We start from the raw sequence: 18,983 nt of genomic DNA, 5'->3' as shown, positions 1-18,983 counted from the left end.
TGTTTACAGTGAATTCCATAGATTAATAGTTGCGTAACTGCGCCACGGTCGCCACGCTTCTGCCATTTCCAACATTTCTTTTGATGTGTAAGGGTCAAGTGCTTTTTTTACACCAACATCTGTTTCAAGAAAAGCATCCGGCCATTCCATCGCACGCATAGCAATATACTGTGCTGTCCAACTACCAATGCCGCGAATTGTCATCAATTTTTTTATTTCTTCTTCCGGTTGGGCACAAAGATCAAAATCAATTTTCCCTTGCACTACTGCCCTTGCCAATTCATGAATCGTACTTGCCCGTGCCGCTATCACACCTAACGGGCCAAGATGGTTTTCAATGGGCCCGTCCAAAGCTAATATATCTTTGGGTGAAGGGAAAACATGAGTCAAGCCCTCTATCCCTGTTTGAATTGGCGTACCATAAGTATCTATAACTCTTGCAGCCAAAGTGCTCGCTGCTTTCACGGTGATCTGCTGTCCAAGCACCGCCCGCACCGCCATTTCAAAAGCATTGAAGCAACCCGGCAAACGGGTTCCTAAAGCACAGAGGCCGGGACGTATATCGTTCATTGATGAAAGCGTTTGGTACACCGCGCCCGGGTCGCAATATAAATCAAACAGATGTCGTATTCGTGCTAAAACTTGCGGTAATACAGGCAGCAAAGTTTCGCTTACCGTGACGATCAAGGCGTTCTTTTGGGGTCTGTGGCCTACCCGTACCCAACCATATACATGTTTATTCTCTGTGGCTACTATATGCACAGTCCGCATGTACTCGCTGTTTTTTACTATATCAACTCCGGCGATTGCACGCCCGGCGAGGAAGCTCAGCATTTCTTCCCAACGGTAGGGCGGGCGATAGCCCAGCGCTAAAGTCACGTCGCTAGGTTGCTTTTTTTCTTTCGAAGCCTGTTTCCGTAAAGCTGTGGGCGAAAGGTTATATTGCTTTTTGAAAAGGTCGTTGAATCGGCGCAAACTACCAAAGCCAGCAGTCATTGCAACGTCAAGCACCGGCAAGTCTGTGTCAGTAAGCAAATTTTTAGCAAGGAGCAGTCGACATGTTTGCAGGTATTGAACTGGTGATACATTATATTCCGCTGTAAATACGCGCCGTAAATGCCGATCAGTGCAACCAAGCCGCCCGGAAAGTTCATCTAAACTTTGTCCATCCCCACAGTTTTCCTCTAACATTCTCGCTGCTCGGTAAACCAAATTAGCGGTGGCGTCAGTTTTTGAAGTACCGGGAGCAAGCTCAGGTCTGCACAAAAGGCATGGGCGGTAACCAGCTTGTTCGGCTTCCGCCGCGGTGAGATAAAAAGTGCAATTTTCGACTTTGGGTTGCTTTGCCCGGCATACTGGGCGACAATATATGCCTGTGGACGATATACCAATAAAGAAACGTCCATCAAAACGTGCGTCCTTCGCCATAAATGCCGCATATAAGCCACTAATGTTCTCCAACATTTTTTATCGCCCTCTTATCTGATCTCAATTAAAATATATCTTTTCGAAAATATTTGGCTGTTTTCGGATATGTATTTTATGGTACGATCATGTTTCATGGTTTCAATGTATCCAATTTTGTAGAGCTGATAGTATTCGTTAATATACTCAACGGGATACGCATTTAATGCGGAGAGAACTTCACTTGCAAATACCAGATACCCGGTACCATTGGCTGTTCATAAATATACCTACATTGAACTATCTTGTTTTTTTCTCCTATAGTTTGACAGTTGTACTTTGGCCTCTAATCAATTATATCGTATTTCTCAAAAACATCTGGCTGTTTTCGGACATGTTTTTTATCATAGCTAAAGTGCTGATTCAACGAAGGTATTTACTCCACTAAATTTGGATATAAGTTATACTTTCAGATAGTAGAACAAAAACCACTGAGCACTTTGCATCAGTGGTTTTTGTTAAGCTTTCGCAGCATATAAACAGGTTTAAATCTTAGGACTGGTTTGCTTTAGCTGAAGCATTCTGATAACCGGAACCAGCCCGGTTCCTAATTGCAGAATCCAAGTTCGGCCCTTGAAGGACGGTCCAGTAATATTTTGCCGCAATTGCGTAGGAAGTAGCATTATTCGCTAACACCAAAGCATCCGCCGCATTTAAGAGTTGGTTGTAGGTGTTAAGGATTTTCTGAGAGACGATCGTCTTATCCCCTGACGAGACCAAAGGGCTATTATAAAGAGTATTGTAAAATGCTAAAGCTTGAACATAGAAATCGCCCCTGGGCTGCTGAGGGATTTGATAGTTATACCAGTAATCTCCATTAGTCATCAATGACTGAGGATCAAACGCCAGGTCCCCGCTGTGCATGGGAGTCGGAGTGCTCCAGCAGCTGGAGAGATTCGGCGGATCTGTAAGCGGTAACAGGGATTTGGGAAGAATTGTGGCACCCGGAGCGAAGGTAATTGCACTGTTGTATTTTTGACCGAGAAGGCCAAATACCTTATCCTGATAGGCGTCTTGACCCGTATAGTAATTTGGGTTATTTTGTTTAGTCCAAGCATTATAGGACCATACGGCAAAATACCAATTTTCTAAAACGTTGCGATTCCCATCTCCAATCTTGGGGTATGCTCGGAACTTGTTATTGAGGATTTGACAGCCCACGTCAATATTATAATCCAGATCACTTTTTAGCCTGGCGACATCGTATTCGGGATAATTGGCCGGCGAAATTTGCATAATTCCTATGCCGCCGTCGGCAGATATGAACGGTTGATCTGTTAAAGGTTGTCCCGTCGTTGGATCTAATTTGTATTGTTTCCATCCACTCTCCATCCAGGCGATGGCTTTAACCAGCGCGGGTGGAATATCATTTTGGTTGGCTATATCCTCTATTTTTTGAGCAATTATGGCGTTTTGTACACTTGTATTCGACGTAATTACAAGATTACGTTGACTCTCGGTAACTACTGCTTCACCTCCGAGTGCAGTGACAACACTATTAACGGACATCTTGCTTTTCACGAAAACACCTGCCGCAGGAGACGTAACGCCGTCGGTGAGGACTATCGCAGACTTAGTTTGAGCAGCCAGCGGTGCACCGGAAAGAGCATCAATCCCCGTAACCCCATTGGCCAAGTATACCTGGTCAAACAATAGGGAACCGGTGAAGTCTTTAATGACTTGATCATTCGTATCATAGGCCGTGATTCCTGAATGGCGAGTAGGATTTGGAAGTTGATTCAAGACAGTACTATTAATGACGCCAGTTCCGCCAATGACATCAGAGGTGGTGATGCCAGGATTTTCTTTCAAGAATTCTTGGACAATATCAGGAAGTTTCGTACTGTTCGTTAAAAGAATTGGTTGACTCGCCTGGGAAGCAATCGAGGCAATTGAGAGCGCGTCTTGAGTTAACCAGCCGTAGGCAACCGCAACTTTCGTCACCGGTGCGCCGAGGGTAACCATCAATCGAGCGATCTTAACCGAGGTTTCAAAACGGTCAACTCCACCAAGGGGTACAACCGTAATATTCATTGCTTTCAACTCATCGAGGACTCCTTGCCTGATCACAGCCGTTCCGCTGGTCACATAAACCTTCGTAACGGCGAGTTTAACAAGTTCGTCTTTGGTTGCTGAGTCAAGGGAATTTCCAGCTCCGCTCAGAAGGATAGGTGCTTTTAAATAGTAGGCCAGCGGACCTGAGGTTAGAGCATCAACTATACCATACGAAGTTGAGGAAGCAAGAATTGCGGTTCCAGTCCAGCCTGTTTGATCCGCAATTCTGACTGCAGTCTGTTCAGCATTTGTACCTGCCAACCGAGTTGGAACCGTGTCTGAAGCAAATACATTGAGAGGGACGATTGTTAATACCATACTTGCCATAACTAGAGCAGCTAAGGCCTCTCTAATTTTACTCACCTTATTATTTTTTCTCCTCACGTCTGTTTAGATTTCTTTTTAATCATCGCTCTTGAAGTATCTTATTGCTGCTATTTATAGACTTAATGCAAATTTGACCCGATGATTGATATTAATGCGCACTTTTACTATTCGCTGGCGTAAGGAGCTTTCCTTCTGGTAATATTTGTGAGGATTTGGATCGATCGCTAAAAGGAGCAAATAGGTAAATATCAGCTATTTAGCTTTTGTATGATTTCCACCGATCATTATTGAGGAATTCACTTATTATGTATTTTATCAACATCATTTACTTAATTTAACTGCAAAATGGATATACCTCCCCTACCCCAAAATTAATCCTCTTATTTAGTTGCCTAGTCTCTATGCGCTACTCAAAACTAATTCGACTTTATACTTCAACTGATATAGTCCCTTTAATAAAAGTCTTACTATTTCTCATTGAGTCGTAAAATGGTTTCTCAGTCGTCTAACCAAAAATAACTGCATGATATTCGATGCAATAAAGATCAAATAAAGCACTGCTTCTATGGCATTCCCGCCATGCACAAAACAATGTTCTAACCCACATTCGCGTTTCAAGTTATTGAAAATTGAGTTCTCAATATTCCATCGTGCTCTTATTATTTTAAACAATGTTTTGAACTAACCGTAATCATAAAATTCAGTTCATTTAAAGCCTTTACAGAAGCAAAAATGTCATTGATTTAAATGCTTGACTACGGTAGAGGCTAAAGTGCTGGCCCTTCCGTATTTATACTGTTTGAAATCGCCAATGAGCGTCGCGATTTCGCTTTCGTATTCCTCCATGTTTGCTTCCTTTAACTTATAACTGGTACAAAAGCTTTTTGCCGCTAAACAGAAGTCTTCCTCACAATAGAAAAAAGGAAAATACGAGATATTCTCAGTCCACTTTTCAATCTCTTTATGTATTTTGATTTTGTATTGTAGATAAAAGTTCAGAATAAAGTCTTTGCTTTTAGGGTACCTATTTTGGATTTCTTTCCCAAGTTTGTCCATAGTATGTTTTTGCTTAATTATCTCATCATCACATGTCTCCTTAGTTAGATATTCATTAAAGTAAGACATCACGTATTTCATGACAGCAGCCATGTTTTCCGACTTCTTTAAGAAATCGAATTCATCCAGTTTGTCGGCTTTTTTCAATTTGGCAATATACTCATCAATCGTTAGCATGTTCTCACTTCCTTAGAATTAATAAAATTAACCTTATAACCATCGGGACCATGCAATTATGGTAATCCTTGTAACGGGGAAAGCAAAAGCCGATTTTCTATCGGAAAATCGACTTTGCTTAGAGTTGGTACAAAGTAACTAGCCGACTTTTGCCAGTACTTAGTATTCGTAGACCTCAATTGGGGCATCAATTGCCGAAGTATCGCCGTCCATGACTATTTCTGCTACAGCCCAAACGTTGGGAACAACATTGCGCAGGTAGTATCTGGCACTAGCGACTTTACCGGCGTAGAAGTTATAATCAAAGTGACTTGGTCCGATTTCCTGAGCTTTTTTATCTGCCAAAACAGCCTGATCAAGAAGCAGGCGGCCGCTATATAATTGGGCGGTAGCCGTCAGGATGCGGCGGGAATAAAGAGGGACCATGCTCATGTTGCTTTGGCTGGTTTCATTGAGAGACTTAAGCATCTCTTGATAAGCCTTTAGAGCCTTGCCCAAATTGGCAAATTCTTTGCTTAAGCTTTCGTGACCCTTATTAGTTTCATAGAAATCAACCATTTCCTGAACCCAAGCGTTGAAGACGGAGCCGCCTTTCATTTTCATCTTCCGACCGAGCAAGTCTAAGGATTGGATATAGTTTGTGCCTTCCCAAATAGAGTATATCTTCATGTCGCGAGCGAGTTGGGATACAGGATACTCTTCACAGAAACCATAGCCGCCATAAGACTGGATTGCTTCGCCAATAAGCCACCATCCTTCATCAGAAGGATAGGCTTTACAAAGCGGGGTGGTAATTTCAATCAGATCGCTGGCAGCTTGCCTTACTGCAGGATCGGGATCACGATGCCGTTGGTCAAAGGCCAGATAAACCCGGTACATCATGGCCCGCATTGCATCGACGTAAGCTTTACCCATCATCAGTGTGCGTTTGATGTCTTCGTGATTGATAATTGCTACCCGGCCCGCTTTAGGATTGGTCAGCAAGCGGCCCTGGACTCTTTCTTTGGCATTATCCCTGGCGTTGGCAAAGGCGTTAGCGATGCAGGACAGAGCCATATGCCCTGTTTCCATGCGAGCCAAGTTCATCATTTGGAACATTTGAGCCATGCCTTCGCCCTTACCGTTATTTTCCCGTGGGTCAATACCCAGCAGCCAGCCACGGCACTTACCGTTCTCTCCGGCGGATAAAGCGGCAGTGACTGAACCGTGGAGTCCCATTTTGTGCTCTACGCCTGTGGTGATGAAATCATTGTCCTCCAAGCTGCCGTCTTCGTTAACCCACAGCTTAGGAACTACGAACAGAGAAATGCCGCCGGTGCCCGGTTTGGCACCTTCAATACGAGCTAGGAAGAGATGGATAATATTTTCCGAAAAGTCATTATCCCCACCTGTTATAAAAAGTTTATTGCCAGCAATTTTAAAAACTCGAGGGTCATCGGTTGGATAAGCTTTGGAAGTGATATCCCCGACATCTGAACCGGCACCGGGTTCGGTGAGGCACATGGTTCCTGCCCAAGTTCCGTTCATCATTTTAGGAAGAAACATTTGTTTTAATTTTTCGTCGCCATAGGATTGAATCAGATTGGCCGATCCGGTGGTCAGCATAACATAGGGCATAAAAGCAGGATTAGCTGCACAAATCATTTCCCAAACAGCCGCATTGATCATTTCCGGCATAACCATGGCATCGGGAGATTCATCAATATTGCTGGTGCCCCAGCCCTCCTCCTGCAGCTTGCGGAAAAGTGCCCCATAGCTCGGCGGAGTGGTAACCTTACCGTCAGCATAGGTTACTGGGTGAGTCTCGTTCTCATTGTTGGTCGGTTCAATCACGTTTTTGCACATTTTTAAAATGGGCTCGAGGACTGATTTCACATCATCTCTGGAATAATAATCAGCAAACTGCGGGTAGTTAAAAACCCCTTCTGTCGGAAGCCACTCTTGTATTATAAATTCAAAATCCCGAATATTATTAATGGCAAAATTAGAAGCCATGTTTACGTTCCTCCACTTCAATTATTATCGCCGATTCTTTTGCCTTACGTAAAATCAAAAGCCACTGCTTACGCTTGATTCGGATAGAACGCTAAGCTTTAGTTACACATCTCTAGTCCACAGGGAAGCCAAAGCTGCACCGCCGCCAACGCATAGGGAAGCGCCGCCAACTGTCTTTCCAAGCCGTTCGAGTTCATAATACAGGCTGACGATGATGCGCAGTCCGGTACAACCTACAGGGTGTCCCAAGGCAATTCCCGATCCATTGTTGTTAACATTGCCATCTTGCTCGACGGTGCCGATATTCATGTCAATGCCTGATTCTTCCTTCAGTTTCCGGCCAACGCCGAGTACTTGAGCTGCAAAAGCTTCGTTAATTTCCCAGTAGTCGACATCTGAATAGTTCATACCTGCTTCGCGCAAACATCTGGGAATGGCAACCGCCGGTCCTAAACCCATAACGCGGGCTTCCACTCCTTCATCACAGATATTAATCAGTTTCATCAGAGGTTTAAGTCCCAATTCTTTTGCTTTCTGCTTTGTCATTAAAACTACGGCTGCAGCAGCATCGTTAAGACCGGAAGCATTAGCAGCGGTTACCACTCCGTCTTTTTTAAAGGCTGGTTTTAACTTAGCCATACTTTCGAGACTGGCATCCCGAATAGGATGTTCATCTTGGGAGAACAGGTACTCTTTCCTTCTTTCTTTAACCGGTACAGGAATAATCTCTCGATTGAAACGGCCTTCATCAATAGCCCTTACTGCTCTGCGATGGCTTATAAGGGCCAGCTGGTCACATTCTTCCCGGGTAATGCCGTACAGTTCTGCAATATTTTCAGCCGTAACGCCCATGTGGGATCCGGCTAATTGGCATACCAGCCCGTCAGCAAGCATGGCATCCATGAGTTTGACATCGCCCATTCTGGCTCCCCATCTGGCTGTCGGGTCAATGTAGGGGATGTTGCTCATACTTTCCGTACCGGTTACCAAGGCAATGTCATATTTGCCCAGTTGGAGTTTCATAGCTGCAATTTCCACAGCTCTCATAGCTGATGCGCAGTTTTGATTAACCATGCAGGCGCTTGATTTAGGATCCATGCCTATTTGCATGGCCACGATACGAGGCGGGCAGGAACCATTGCCATGACCTAAGCACATTCCAGCTACGATTTCATTCACTTGTGTCGGTTCAATTCCCGCTCGCTTAATAGCTTCGGTAGCAACTAGCTTAGTCAATTCATTAGCAGGTACAGGCTTGAGGGAACCGCCATAATCTCCGATCGGTGTTCTGCAGGCACTAACCAATACAACTTCATTAGCTTCAATTGCCATTTCAAACCATCTCCTTTTTCTTTTCTTAAATTTGCAGGAAAGGCTAACTTATCTTATTTGATCTAACCCAAATTTTTTGGGCATCAGCCTCTTTGATAAGTTCTTCGCGGAAATCAGGATGAGCAATATTTATCAAGGCTTCAGCTCTTTGCCACGTACTTTTTCCCTTCAGCATGGCAATCCCGTATTCTGTGATCACATAATAATTTATGCTTCTGGGAATAGTAACAATCGACCCTGGGGTAAGGGTTGGTTTAATGCGGGATTGGAGGTTGCCTTCTTTGTCGCGGAAGGTAGAGGATAGACAGATCAGGCCTTTCCCTCCTTTAGATTTAAACGATCCATATATAAAGTCTAACTGACCACCGGTTCCGGATATCTGTCGTATACCTGATGTTTCTGAGGCAGCCTGTCCGTAAAGATCAACTTCAATCGCATTATTAATGCAAATCATGTTGTCATTTTGGCAAATTACATCCGGGTCATTTGTATAATCGACGGGATAACTTGCACAAATCGGGTTGCTATTCAGAAAATCATAGAGTTTATTGGTCCCCATGGCAAAGGTATAGACCATTTTCCCCTTGTCAAGCTGTTTGCGCAGACCCGTAATCTTTCCGGCTTCGTACATATCTACGAATGAATCGACCAGCATTTCGGTATGAACACCTAAGTCTTTGAGGTCTGACCGGGCGATCATTGCGCCGACAACATTGGGCATAGCCCCGATTCCTAACTGCAGGCAGGCACCATCTTCGATTTGTTCCAGGACAATTTGAGCGATCGCCTTATCTACATCGGATATAGGGGTTTCAGGAAGTTGTGCAAGAGGACGATTGTCACCTTCCACAAAGTAGTCAATTTCGGAAACATGCAAAGTTTCTCTTGTGCCGCCTAAACATCTCGGTACAGATTCATTTATCTCGGCGACAACTGTTTTGGCAGCATCACAGAAGGCATGAGTAATGGAATTGGAAGTGCCCAAATTCACAAAGCCATGCTGATCAGGTGGAGTAACCTTGATTAAGGCAACGTCAACAGGCACCAAACCTCGGTTGAAAATACTAGGGCCTTCGTGATAATTCAGTGGAATATAGTTGCACAAATTTTTATCATGAAGTTTTCTGCTGGTACCGCTAAAGTGCCAATCATTGTAAATAAAGTGTTTCCTTTCCGGATCATTGATAACAGTCTGGGGCATAAAAGGACAGGTGACTGTTCGAATGTTAACCTCTTCCAAATCATCTTTTCTTTTGGCTAAGGCAGCATCTAAAATATGTGAAGCCATCATAAATTCGCCATAATGAACAAGATCTCCGGACTTAACTACCTTGACCGCTTCATCAGCAGAAACTAATTTGTGCAGATATTCACTTTTATAATCCAAATTCATCCCTCCTTTTTAGCTTTTTCCTTCCATTTCTCCACTGGCTAAACCTTAACAAAAGTCCCTATTTCTTCAGTTTTGTCCGAAGCAGCTCAGTTCAAACTAAATATCAGACTCAACGCCCATAGCAGCATCACTGTTAACCTGCATTTGATGGAGCATTGCTAGGCCTAATCAACCGCTAACGGTGCCCTGGTCTGTTTTTACGAGTTTTTCCAGCTTCGTCATTGCACAAGCCAAATATCAGACTCAACGCCCACCGCAGTATCACTGTTAACCTGCAGGCTTTTTGATGAAGCATTGCTGGGCTTAATTCACTGCTAACGGTGCCTTGGTAACATTTTTCGGCTGGTATCTGCTAAATCAATCAATTAAGGAGGGATAAAGAATGTCGTACACTTAATTACTTACCCTCAAACTTTGGTTTTCTCTTTTCGACAAAAGCGCCCATACCTTCAGCTTTGTCTGAAGTTGCGCAGCATATGCCAAACATATCAGACTCAATGCCCATAGCAGTATCAATGTCTGCTTGTAAGCCTTTGTTAATAGCGTATTTGGCATAACCAACCGCTAATGGTGCCTTACTGGCGATTTCTTTGGCTAATTTTTTAGCTTCATCAATTAATTGATCAAGGGGATAAACATGGTTTACTAAACCGATGCGGAAGGCTTCTTGAGCATTAATAATATCGCCCGTAAAGGTTAGTTCTTTGGCACGCCCTTCACCAATTAAACGAGGAAGGCGCTGCGTTCCTCCAAAGCCGGGTATGACGCCAAGGCCTACTTCAGGTTGACCAAAAACCGCATTTTCTGAGGCTAACCTGATGTCGCAAGACATGGCCAGCTCACACCCTCCTCCGAGAGCAAAGCCGTTAATGGCTGCAATTACAGGCTTTTCCAGTAATTCCACTTGCCGCATTACCCGTTCTCCTACATCGGAGAAAAATCTACCTTCAATAGGCGTAAACGGCAACATGAAAGTGATATCAGCTCCGGCCACAAATGATTTGTCTCCCGTCCCGGTTATAATCATAACCTTGATATCGGTGTCGTTCTTTACATCTTTTACCGCTGCCTCCAGTTCATACAAGGTATCGGCGTTAAGAGCATTCATTGCTTTAGGACGGTTGATAGAGAGTATGGCTAGATAATCTTCTTTTTCTAAGATTATATTTTTAAATTCCATAATTTTACCTCTCTTCTATCTGTAACAAATAAGCTTAAAAATTATTTACTATTGCTTTTCCGTTTATTTGCTGTAATCATAAAATCCCTTACCAGTTTTTCTACCAAGATGTCCAGCACGAACTTTTTGTTTGAACGCCAGCGAAGGACGATATTTGGAATCGCCAAATTCTTTGTAAAAAAATTCACAAACAGCTAAAACGATATCGATTCCGACCATATCTGCCAGTTCCAACGGTCCCATAGGCATTCCGGCACCCAGTTTCATGGCCTTATCAATCTCTTCTAGCGTAGCGATACCTTCTTGATAAACGTTCGCTGCTTCATTCATGTAGGGAACCAAGATGCGGTTAACGATGAATCCGGGACTTTCTTTGGCTAATACAGGGTCTTTGCCAATTTTCTTGGCAACTTCAAGGACGGTTTGGGTTGTATCATCAGCAGTCACGATGCCCGGAATGACTTCTACTAATTTCATCACGACTACCGGATTAAAGAAATGCATTCCTACGAATTTATCCGGACGGTTAGTAGCGGCGGCAATCTCAGTAATACTCAGTGCTGAAGTGTTGCTCGCTAAAATAGCTTCAGGTTTGCAAATTTCGCCAAGTTGTTTATGGGCTTTTTTCTTAACATCAATATTTTCTACAATTGCCTCGATTACCAGGTCCACATCTTTAAAATCATTAACGTCTGTACTGGTAGTAACTAGGGTCTTATAATTAGCCACGGCTTCAGCAGTCGCCTTACCTTTTTCGATAGCCTTGGCCCAGGCTTTATCTAAACCGGCAAGTGCCTTGTCTACAATTCCTGGTACGATATCTATTAAAACGACATTATAACCTGCTTGTATGCATACTTGAGCAATTCCTGCACCCATGGTGCCAGCACCTAATACTCCTATTTTTTTGATTTCCATGTCTGCCATCTCCTTTACTTTATGTTAAAATAGGATCTTCTACGTCTGCTTTTTTCCTCACCATCTCCTTAACTCGTTGTTATTTATCTATAAAGCAATAAGTATGCCAACAAGCCTATGGGGAATTCTTTTTATCAAAATGCCTTTGCTATCGGCTTTCTGGAGTTTTAGCCCCCATTTTCGTTTGGAATTAACTCCCATTGGATGCAAAATGAGACCATTATTTTTAATTTTAGGGTTGCAAAATGAGGCTATGGGTTTAGTTTTGGGACGGTCTTGGGTCGGATTAAATTATTAACGTGGAGAAAGATTTCACAAATTAGGACATAAAATTATATTTTTTTAGTTTTCGATATAAGACTGATTTATTTAACCCCAGAATTTTAGCGGTTTGAGCTTTATTATTATGAGTTTTCAGCAAAACTCGCCGTATGGTTTCGACCTCTATTTTTCCAATTGCTTCCTCCAAGTTGTCGACACTCTCCCTTATCTCGATCTCAACTGGCTGGATGGCTGGTTTTAGTTGCACAGCCGGTCTCAGTAATGAAGGAAAGTATTGCGAGGTGAGACAAGTGTCTTGATTAAAGTCCGCTAAATTAATGGCTCTTTCCAGTAAATTTTCCAATTCCCGCACATTGCCTGGCCAATCATAATTACAAAGAAGCAGAACGGCTTCTTGAGATATTCTCTCTACCCAGGTATGCAGGCGGTGGTTTAACTCAGGTAAGAGATAATTGACCAAAAGAATAATATCTTTTGGTCTTTCGCGCAGGGACGGAATATTCAAAGTTACAACATTCAAGCGGTAATAGAGATCTGCCCGGAATCTACCTTTTTTAACCATTCGTTCTAAATTACGGTTGGTAGCTGCAATAACCTGAACGTCGACTCGAATGGGTTTTGTTCCTCCGACTCGCTCAACTTCACGTTCCTGCAAGACAATCAACAACTTAGCTTGCATTGCCAGTGGCATATCTCCGATTTCGTCAAGGAAAATCGTACCGTGATTGGCTATTTCAAATTTGCCCGGCTTACCTCCCTTGCGAGCTCCGGTAAATGCTCCTTCTTCATAACCGAATAGTTCTGATTCTAAAAGATTATCGGGCAGTGCCGCACAGTTGACTCTGACAAAGGGATAATTTGTACGCGGACCGGCTTTATGAATGGCATTGGCAAAAAGTTCCTTGCCGGTACCACTTTCTCCCATGATTAAAACCGTTGAACGAGTTCTCGATGCTCGCAGAGCCAGAGACTTGATTCTGCGCAGATTTTCATCTTTACCGACAATATTTTCGAAACAATATTTGGCACAGTAGATACTACCGCTTATCTCTTTACAAGCTGCGATTTCTCTTTCTAAGTAGACAAGGCTTTGCTCCATGGCCCCTATTAATTTCCCTTCCGTATATAGGGGCGTTCGAAAAACAACGGGATCCTGCCCTTTTGCCGTCCAATAATTAGGAAGTTGAACCTCTCTGGTTTTTAATACTTCCGGAAGTTTTGAGTGAGGTATGATCTCTAAGATGTGCCTATTCAATACATCATTTTCCTTCATGTTTAGTATTCCGAGATAGGTTTTGTTAACTATTTTAATGTAGCCCTCGGTATCAACAATAATAATTCCAATGTAGGGATTTTCCATAATCCCATTCAAAACTTCAATGTATATCTCGTTTTTCATATCCCTCACTGTCTCACCCTCTTGTATTTTTGTCTGGATTAAGATGGCCGAGTGTCTCTGAAGCCATGGACGGCCAGAAGAGACTACCTCGCAGCCAAGTTCCTTTATACTAAGAACTATTTCAATAGTTATTTGGGGATTCCTGCCGAATTTACCGGGTATTAATAAATAAGATCACCAACACCTGAACAGGAGATCCTCTAAGTGAAGTTAGATCAGAGATTCGGTCATAACAAATCTCATAGAATGGGTATAAAATATTGTAATAGATCGAATATAGACCTTTTTTCGCAGCATAAAATTCTGATAATATAAAAAAACTGCGAACCTAGAGAGTTCACAGTTAGCGTGTTATTTATTTTTTTAATCACCAATCAGCATCCTTTAGCCAATAGTCCTGGTTAGGGCAATGATTTTTCCTATCTTTTCTTCATCTTTCCAACCATTTGTTTCAACGCCGCTGCTTACATCGATTCCAAAAGGATGACATTTTATTACCGAGCAGTCAATCTTCTGTTTGAGTCTTTGGATATATTCTTCGTTTTCATCGACGTGAAGTTGGATCATGTCGATGATCCTCTGTTGAAAGAGTTCGACAATAGAGGTTAGTGGTTCTTTAACCTCTCAGTTGAATCATTACTACCTTCTGTAACCCATCCCCAATTCTTATGGTCGTGATTATTTTTTGGGGATGTGATTCAATGTTGCCGATTAGCTGTCAACTAACTGCCAGTATCGGTGACCAGATTGTGAGCCGGGGTGATGCGAAAACTTGGAGCAGCAAGACCACATAGGCTTCTTGAACTTAGCAAGGGCGCAAGTGGCGGTGGGGTATAGAAAGAGCCGTAAGAAGAACTTTATCTCCAACTGCCTTACTTAATCGTGACGGTTGTTTCCTTAAAAAGCACCTCATGAAATTCCGGATATCCATTAAGTGGTTTAACGCTTAAACGAAACTCTACTTCAGTTACATCATCTGGCAAAGGTGGTGTCACCACGAAAGAATGTTGCATTCCTTTACCAGATCCACATCCGCCACTTTGCCTGCAATGATGTTCCGGAGAGATAAATAATTCAAAGCTAGCATGTCCTAGCCTAACAAATGGTTCTGATGTACTGACTTCAGTCTCAACGAACACCACGCTAGCATTGTTATATTGCTTCATAAACGTTACCGTATACGACATACTATCGATTTCTACTGATTTTAAAATTGGAACGTATTTCAAAAAACCCGTTGGTTCTTCTGGTGGTATAAAAAGATCCTCACTTTGCATATATACTGCAAAAATCCTTCTTAACCAATCCTCGTTAAGTCCAAACTTTTGGCTCCATGCTGAAATAAGCTCAAGACTCGGAAACCCTGGATTGTTATCAGAAAGCTCTTTACGCTTTGCAAGCAATCCACAAATTTGCTGGTCAACTGGTTCCAAATCCTCGCAGTAATGATCTGTAGGCGGTTGGAATGGCATTTTTATCAAATTAATGACCTTCTTTCCATAACTTCTCATAACTCAGAAGTACCAAAGATTTGATTCAAGTGATGGTCCATATGCCTCAAATAATCTTGAATAAGCTCTGAAAAAGTAAAGAATTTATTATCGCCGACATCACATCGATATGATAATTTCTCTTCCGGAATCTTCGAAATAACTCTAACGATTTGTCTATTTATAGCTATCCAAAGTCCAACAACCTCATGAGACGGTATATTCTGATAGTCCTGAATTAGTACCCAGTCATTTTGTTTATATGGCACAATAACAAACGGTTGCTCCTCAAACTGAACTCTGATAAATCTATGGTGATTGTTTGTTGCTGAATCACATAAATGTCCAAGAATTTCTTTCTTTGACCACTTTCCATTTGGCTTTGTTGTAAATTCCTCTTCCGAAAACTGGTTTATTTTAATTGGAAGTACCTGGATTAAGTAATTTAACCTTTCAATTATCTTTTCCATTCTTTACTCCTCACATCTAAATATCTAAATCTTTATGTTATGGGATAATTTAGCCACATCAATCTTAAACTTACTTGACCACCAGCTAAGCTTTATTAAGGCGGGTTCTTGAGAATAGCGGGGCACTGGGTGGGCGGGGGTAATTTGCCAATTATGAAGTGTACTGAATCTTTCGAACGAATACTTATAATTCCTTTCGTACAATATCATAATTGCTAAATGTCTTATGCAATGAGAATCCAGCCTTCATATACATGGAAAGAGGCCCGTGATAGTGTTGGGCACTTGTAAGTTCTCCCTTCCTTGGATATGCTTCAACATGCTTATAACCCAAAGATTGAATAATTAAATTAATTTTGATTTCCACAGCCTTTCTCGATTTCCTTCTAAGATCGTGGAAATAATCATTAAAATACAAAAAAGTCAGACCGTCCATAAAAATCCGGAACAATCTGGAGATTCTAATCCCTTACTGTTTTTTAAATCAATAACAGTCTCAAGGGGGGCTTAGTTTGGTTATAGCGACTTTCAGAGTGTCTGTTTTCTTAAACCCGTCACGGTCTCCACGTGCGAAGGAGTTACTTTATTGAGTTTTCTTAGGTTCACAGTCCACTCAACTCTAAACATGGTCTGAGAAAAAGTTAAAAGTAATTTTATGTTTACAAAAAGCAACACTTTTAAATAACAATAAGTGTTGCTTTAATTTCCGCCCCATAAAATTAATTCAGTACCCTAAAATCTATTTCAATGGTGAACCACAATATTCACAACTGCTTGCTACACCGTATTGCTTGGAGTTTGAAGCACCGCAACCAGAACATGTAACCGTTTCCACATCTTCGTCCACATCTTGAAATTCATCATCTAATAACTCTGGTTCTACTCTATTTTGTAAATTAATAATTAACTCATTTGTACTTAGGTCTAAGTATGCATTTTCAAAAAGCTTTCTAGCTATCATTATTTGTAAATCTTTTTTCACAAAATCAATAGATTGCGATGTCGTTGAAGCTATCTCATCTATATATATCATGTTTACCCATCCTTATTTTGGTCGTATTGTATCACCATTGATGTACTATTACAACATCATGAAACCCGCAATCACTTATGACAAAGTGTTTGAGGGGTCATCCTCTCTTTCTGGTTAAGCGTCCGAAACGTTCGTCAACTTCCAGAAGTTGCTTGCGTTAATGACCGAAAAGTAACTTTATTTCTACCACTAGATTTCCCTTGATATAACGTTTTATCAACTTCGTTAATGAGAACTTCAACAGACAGATCGGTTGTGTAATTTTCAAAGCCTGTTACACCAAAGCTTGACGTTATATTAATTTTATGATTGTCATAAATACAATACCCCATCTCCAATTGAGAACGGATTCTTTCTGCTAGAGCTATAGCGTCATCAATTTTGGTCTCTGGGAGTAATATCATAAACTCATCACCACCATATCGAGCAACTATATCAGTCGCTCTAATACAAGCTTTACTTGTGGCAACAACATATCTCAGTATTTCATCACCGGCTTGATGACCATATTTATCATTGATATTTTTAAAGAAATCAATGTCATACATAATTAAACACAGGGGGTCTTTTGTTTTTTTCGCACTATTTATTTCTTGATTAAATAGTTCAATAAAGAATCTCCGATTATATATGTTTGTTAAATCATCAATTGTCGCATAAACTTCAAATCGTTTTTGATTATTAACCAGTTTCGTAATATCACTTATTATGAAAATCCATCCCAAAGTATAATCATTTTCAGTATTAAGTCGGATATTTTCTAAAGAATAGTAATGTTCAATTCCTGATTTTGTAAAAGAAAAATCAAAGGATTCATTCTCGCCTCTTAAAGTACCCCTTTCCATTAGCTCAGGCAATAAATTGTAAATTTTTTGATGCAAATATTTATCCGTTAACTGGTCAAATATCAGAACAGCCGCTTCGTTATAATCAATAATATTTTCATTGTAGTCCAGAATAATTATCCCATCTTTAGAATGATGAAAAACTGTATTCCTTGCAATGGGAATTGTTCTCAACATTCGAAACTTAAAAATTCCGAACATATATAGTATTGCAGAAGGACACAGAAGGATAGCACTATAGTCTATTCCAAATGGAGCAGTATTGCTGATATTCATATAAATTGATAACCAAGGTAGTAGTGATGCTATAATCATAATTGAAATCGGCACGTGATTGATGCTGGATGAGTTAAAAATAGTCTTTAAATAAATCACACTAGAATAAATCATGATAAAGGATAAATACAACATATAGTAAGTAAAAAGCGGACCTTTATTCTTAATTAAAATGTTAAAAAATCCATTGGATGTATAAAGCACAGAAGTATAATATAAATGATGGAAATCGTTCGTATATCTGATAATAGTAATTGAAAATGGTATTAATAATAAAACAATGATTCTCGCTTTAGATTTAAGTAGCTTTTTGTTCCCTGTATAATCTGCTGCCAAAAAAAACGCAAATAGGCCAATAAACGGTCCCGATAGATATTGAAATTTGTTCCAAAACAGAGCAACCTTTAATGATTCACTTTGCAATTCCATCCCATAACCAAAACTAAATATTGCAACAGAACCACATAAAATAGCGAAATATTTTGAACCTGGCATGGGAGAACTTTTTATCGAGTATATTGATAATCCTACTGCAATAATTGTAGAAATAAAGAGTAGTAAGGAATACATATCCGCTATGTGATTCAAGATTTCATCCCCATGATCAAATAAGTTCTCCTTCTCCTTACAATTGCCCTCTCCGTTAGAGAGAATTAGCACATAACCTTAATAACTCTCTTCAAGCATTCAACATATTTCCAAATATTCCTTCTGATCTTGCATAAAAACTATCATTCTCTTCAGGAAAAACTAAAAAGCCAGACCGTCCATATGAATATGGAACAACCTGTAATTTTTAGTATCTAGTTGTTTTCCAAATCGATAACAGTCACAAGGGGAGCCTAGTTTAGTAATTATACATTTTACACCCGCTATTTCTTCTTGAACTTAGCAAGGCGCAAGTTGGTGAGGGGATTTGTTATCGATGAGGTGTCAATTGGGAATCAAGATACGATCGGTATCGGAGTCAAGATGCATCTACTTTCTTATCCAATACTAAATAAACATCCGGAAATAAAAGCGGCTTGTACTGCCCTTACTTCTTCTGTAAAGTGTACATGATCATAATAGATATCGTTTCCTAGACTACTTGTAAATGAATATAAATCAAAGATAGATATTTGATAATACCCATTACTTTTCCTGCCAAATTGTTATAGACTACGACATCTTTACTATATCTTAAAAACCCTTCCGGTACTGAACCCAAACCCTTACCGCTCCTTCAGGTAATTTTTCATAGAAGATGTCGCCCAAATATTCCCCTCTAATGTTGGATATTATTAAAATA

The 18,983-nt window shown here is 40.9% G+C and carries 15 protein-coding genes; all 15 read right to left on the bottom strand.

Annotated features, from left to right (window positions below):
- Positions 1-3 precede the first annotated feature (3 nt).
- Positions 4-1,464, bottom strand: a complete 1,461-nt coding sequence (locus tag VZF35_RS00290; protein WP_407309912.1) for a DNA-3-methyladenine glycosylase 2 family protein — start codon at positions 1,462-1,464, stop codon at positions 4-6.
- A gap of 492 nt (positions 1,465-1,956) precedes the next feature.
- Entirely contained in the window at positions 1,957-3,882 is a 1,926-nt protein-coding gene (locus VZF35_RS00285; RefSeq protein ID WP_407309910.1) for a cell wall-binding repeat-containing protein, read from the bottom strand.
- Positions 3,883-4,320: 438 nt separating this feature from the next.
- Positions 4,321-4,464 (bottom strand): hypothetical protein, encoded by a 144-nt coding sequence (locus tag VZF35_RS00280; RefSeq protein WP_407309908.1) that lies wholly within the window; start codon positions 4,462-4,464, stop codon positions 4,321-4,323.
- A 117-nt stretch (positions 4,465-4,581) separates the two neighbouring features.
- Positions 4,582-5,079: a hypothetical protein gene (locus VZF35_RS00275; RefSeq protein WP_407309906.1), complete on the bottom strand. Its 498-nt coding sequence runs from the start codon at positions 5,077-5,079 to the stop codon at positions 4,582-4,584.
- 159 nt (positions 5,080-5,238) lie between these two features.
- The gene (locus tag VZF35_RS00270; protein ID WP_407309904.1) at positions 5,239-7,074 is read right to left on the bottom strand and encodes an acyl-CoA dehydrogenase; all 1,836 of its coding nucleotides are present in this window, start codon (positions 7,072-7,074) and stop codon (positions 5,239-5,241) included.
- 102 nt (positions 7,075-7,176) lie between these two features.
- Entirely contained in the window at positions 7,177-8,406 is a 1,230-nt protein-coding gene (locus tag VZF35_RS00265) for a thiolase family protein (protein ID WP_407309902.1), read from the bottom strand.
- 43 nt (positions 8,407-8,449) lie between these two features.
- Positions 8,450-9,793: an acetyl-CoA hydrolase/transferase family protein gene (locus VZF35_RS00260; RefSeq protein ID WP_407309900.1), complete on the bottom strand. Its 1,344-nt coding sequence runs from the start codon at positions 9,791-9,793 to the stop codon at positions 8,450-8,452.
- Positions 9,794-10,196: 403 nt separating this feature from the next.
- Positions 10,197-10,979 carry a short-chain-enoyl-CoA hydratase gene (locus VZF35_RS00255; RefSeq protein ID WP_407309898.1) on the bottom strand — a complete coding sequence of 261 codons (783 nt, stop codon included), beginning with the start codon at positions 10,977-10,979 and terminating at the stop codon, positions 10,197-10,199.
- A gap of 63 nt (positions 10,980-11,042) precedes the next feature.
- Positions 11,043-11,897 (bottom strand): 3-hydroxyacyl-CoA dehydrogenase family protein, encoded by an 855-nt coding sequence (locus VZF35_RS00250; RefSeq protein WP_407309896.1) that lies wholly within the window; start codon positions 11,895-11,897, stop codon positions 11,043-11,045.
- Positions 11,898-12,216: 319 nt separating this feature from the next.
- Positions 12,217-13,578 (bottom strand): sigma-54 interaction domain-containing protein, encoded by a 1,362-nt coding sequence (locus tag VZF35_RS00245; protein WP_407309894.1) that lies wholly within the window; start codon positions 13,576-13,578, stop codon positions 12,217-12,219.
- A 384-nt stretch (positions 13,579-13,962) separates the two neighbouring features.
- Positions 13,963-14,145 carry a hypothetical protein gene (locus VZF35_RS00240; protein WP_407309892.1) on the bottom strand — a complete coding sequence of 61 codons (183 nt, stop codon included), beginning with the start codon at positions 14,143-14,145 and terminating at the stop codon, positions 13,963-13,965.
- Between the two features lie 305 nt (positions 14,146-14,450).
- Positions 14,451-15,050 (bottom strand): hypothetical protein, encoded by a 600-nt coding sequence (locus tag VZF35_RS00235; RefSeq protein ID WP_407314856.1) that lies wholly within the window; start codon positions 15,048-15,050, stop codon positions 14,451-14,453.
- Positions 15,051-15,085: 35 nt separating this feature from the next.
- A complete protein-coding gene (locus VZF35_RS00230; protein WP_407309890.1) occupies positions 15,086-15,538 on the bottom strand; it encodes a DinB family protein in 453 nt (150 codons plus the stop codon).
- A gap of 739 nt (positions 15,539-16,277) precedes the next feature.
- Positions 16,278-16,571 (bottom strand): hypothetical protein, encoded by a 294-nt coding sequence (locus VZF35_RS00225; protein WP_407309888.1) that lies wholly within the window; start codon positions 16,569-16,571, stop codon positions 16,278-16,280.
- A 134-nt stretch (positions 16,572-16,705) separates the two neighbouring features.
- Positions 16,706-18,280 carry a diguanylate cyclase gene (locus tag VZF35_RS00220; RefSeq protein WP_407309886.1) on the bottom strand — a complete coding sequence of 525 codons (1,575 nt, stop codon included), beginning with the start codon at positions 18,278-18,280 and terminating at the stop codon, positions 16,706-16,708.
- Positions 18,281-18,983: the final 703 nt, after the last annotated feature.

Source organism: Desulfosporosinus paludis (genome assembly GCF_045689965.1).
Lineage (GTDB): Bacteria > Bacillota > Desulfitobacteriia > Desulfitobacteriales > Desulfitobacteriaceae > Desulfosporosinus > Desulfosporosinus paludis.
Note: the sequence above shows the minus strand (reverse complement) of the source record. Positions and strands in the feature narration are given on the sequence as shown.

Bases quoted from the DNA above. Each gene is read 5' to 3' on its own strand.
- VZF35_RS00225 (WP_407309888.1), bottom strand. From the start codon at position 16,571: ATGATATATATAGATGAGATAGCTTCAACGACATCGCAATCTATTGAT.
- VZF35_RS00255 (WP_407309898.1), bottom strand. From the start codon at position 10,979: ATGGAATTTAAAAATATAATCTTAGAAAAAGAAGATTATCTAGCCATA.
- VZF35_RS00245 (WP_407309894.1), bottom strand. From the start codon at position 13,578: ATGAAAAACGAGATATACATTGAAGTTTTGAATGGGATTATGGAAAAT.
- VZF35_RS00235 (WP_407314856.1), bottom strand. From the start codon at position 15,050: ATGCCATTCCAACCGCCTACAGATCATTACTGCGAGGATTTGGAACCA.
- VZF35_RS00290 (WP_407309912.1), bottom strand. From the start codon at position 1,464: ATGTTGGAGAACATTAGTGGCTTATATGCGGCATTTATGGCGAAGGAC.
- VZF35_RS00265 (WP_407309902.1), bottom strand. From the start codon at position 8,406: ATGGCAATTGAAGCTAATGAAGTTGTATTGGTTAGTGCCTGCAGAACA.
- VZF35_RS00250 (WP_407309896.1), bottom strand. From the start codon at position 11,897: ATGGAAATCAAAAAAATAGGAGTATTAGGTGCTGGCACCATGGGTGCA.
- VZF35_RS00230 (WP_407309890.1), bottom strand. From the start codon at position 15,538: ATGGAAAAGATAATTGAAAGGTTAAATTACTTAATCCAGGTACTTCCA.
- VZF35_RS00275 (WP_407309906.1), bottom strand. From the start codon at position 5,079: ATGCTAACGATTGATGAGTATATTGCCAAATTGAAAAAAGCCGACAAA.
- VZF35_RS00240 (WP_407309892.1), bottom strand. From the start codon at position 14,145: ATGATCCAACTTCACGTCGATGAAAACGAAGAATATATCCAAAGACTC.
- VZF35_RS00270 (WP_407309904.1), bottom strand. From the start codon at position 7,074: ATGGCTTCTAATTTTGCCATTAATAATATTCGGGATTTTGAATTTATA.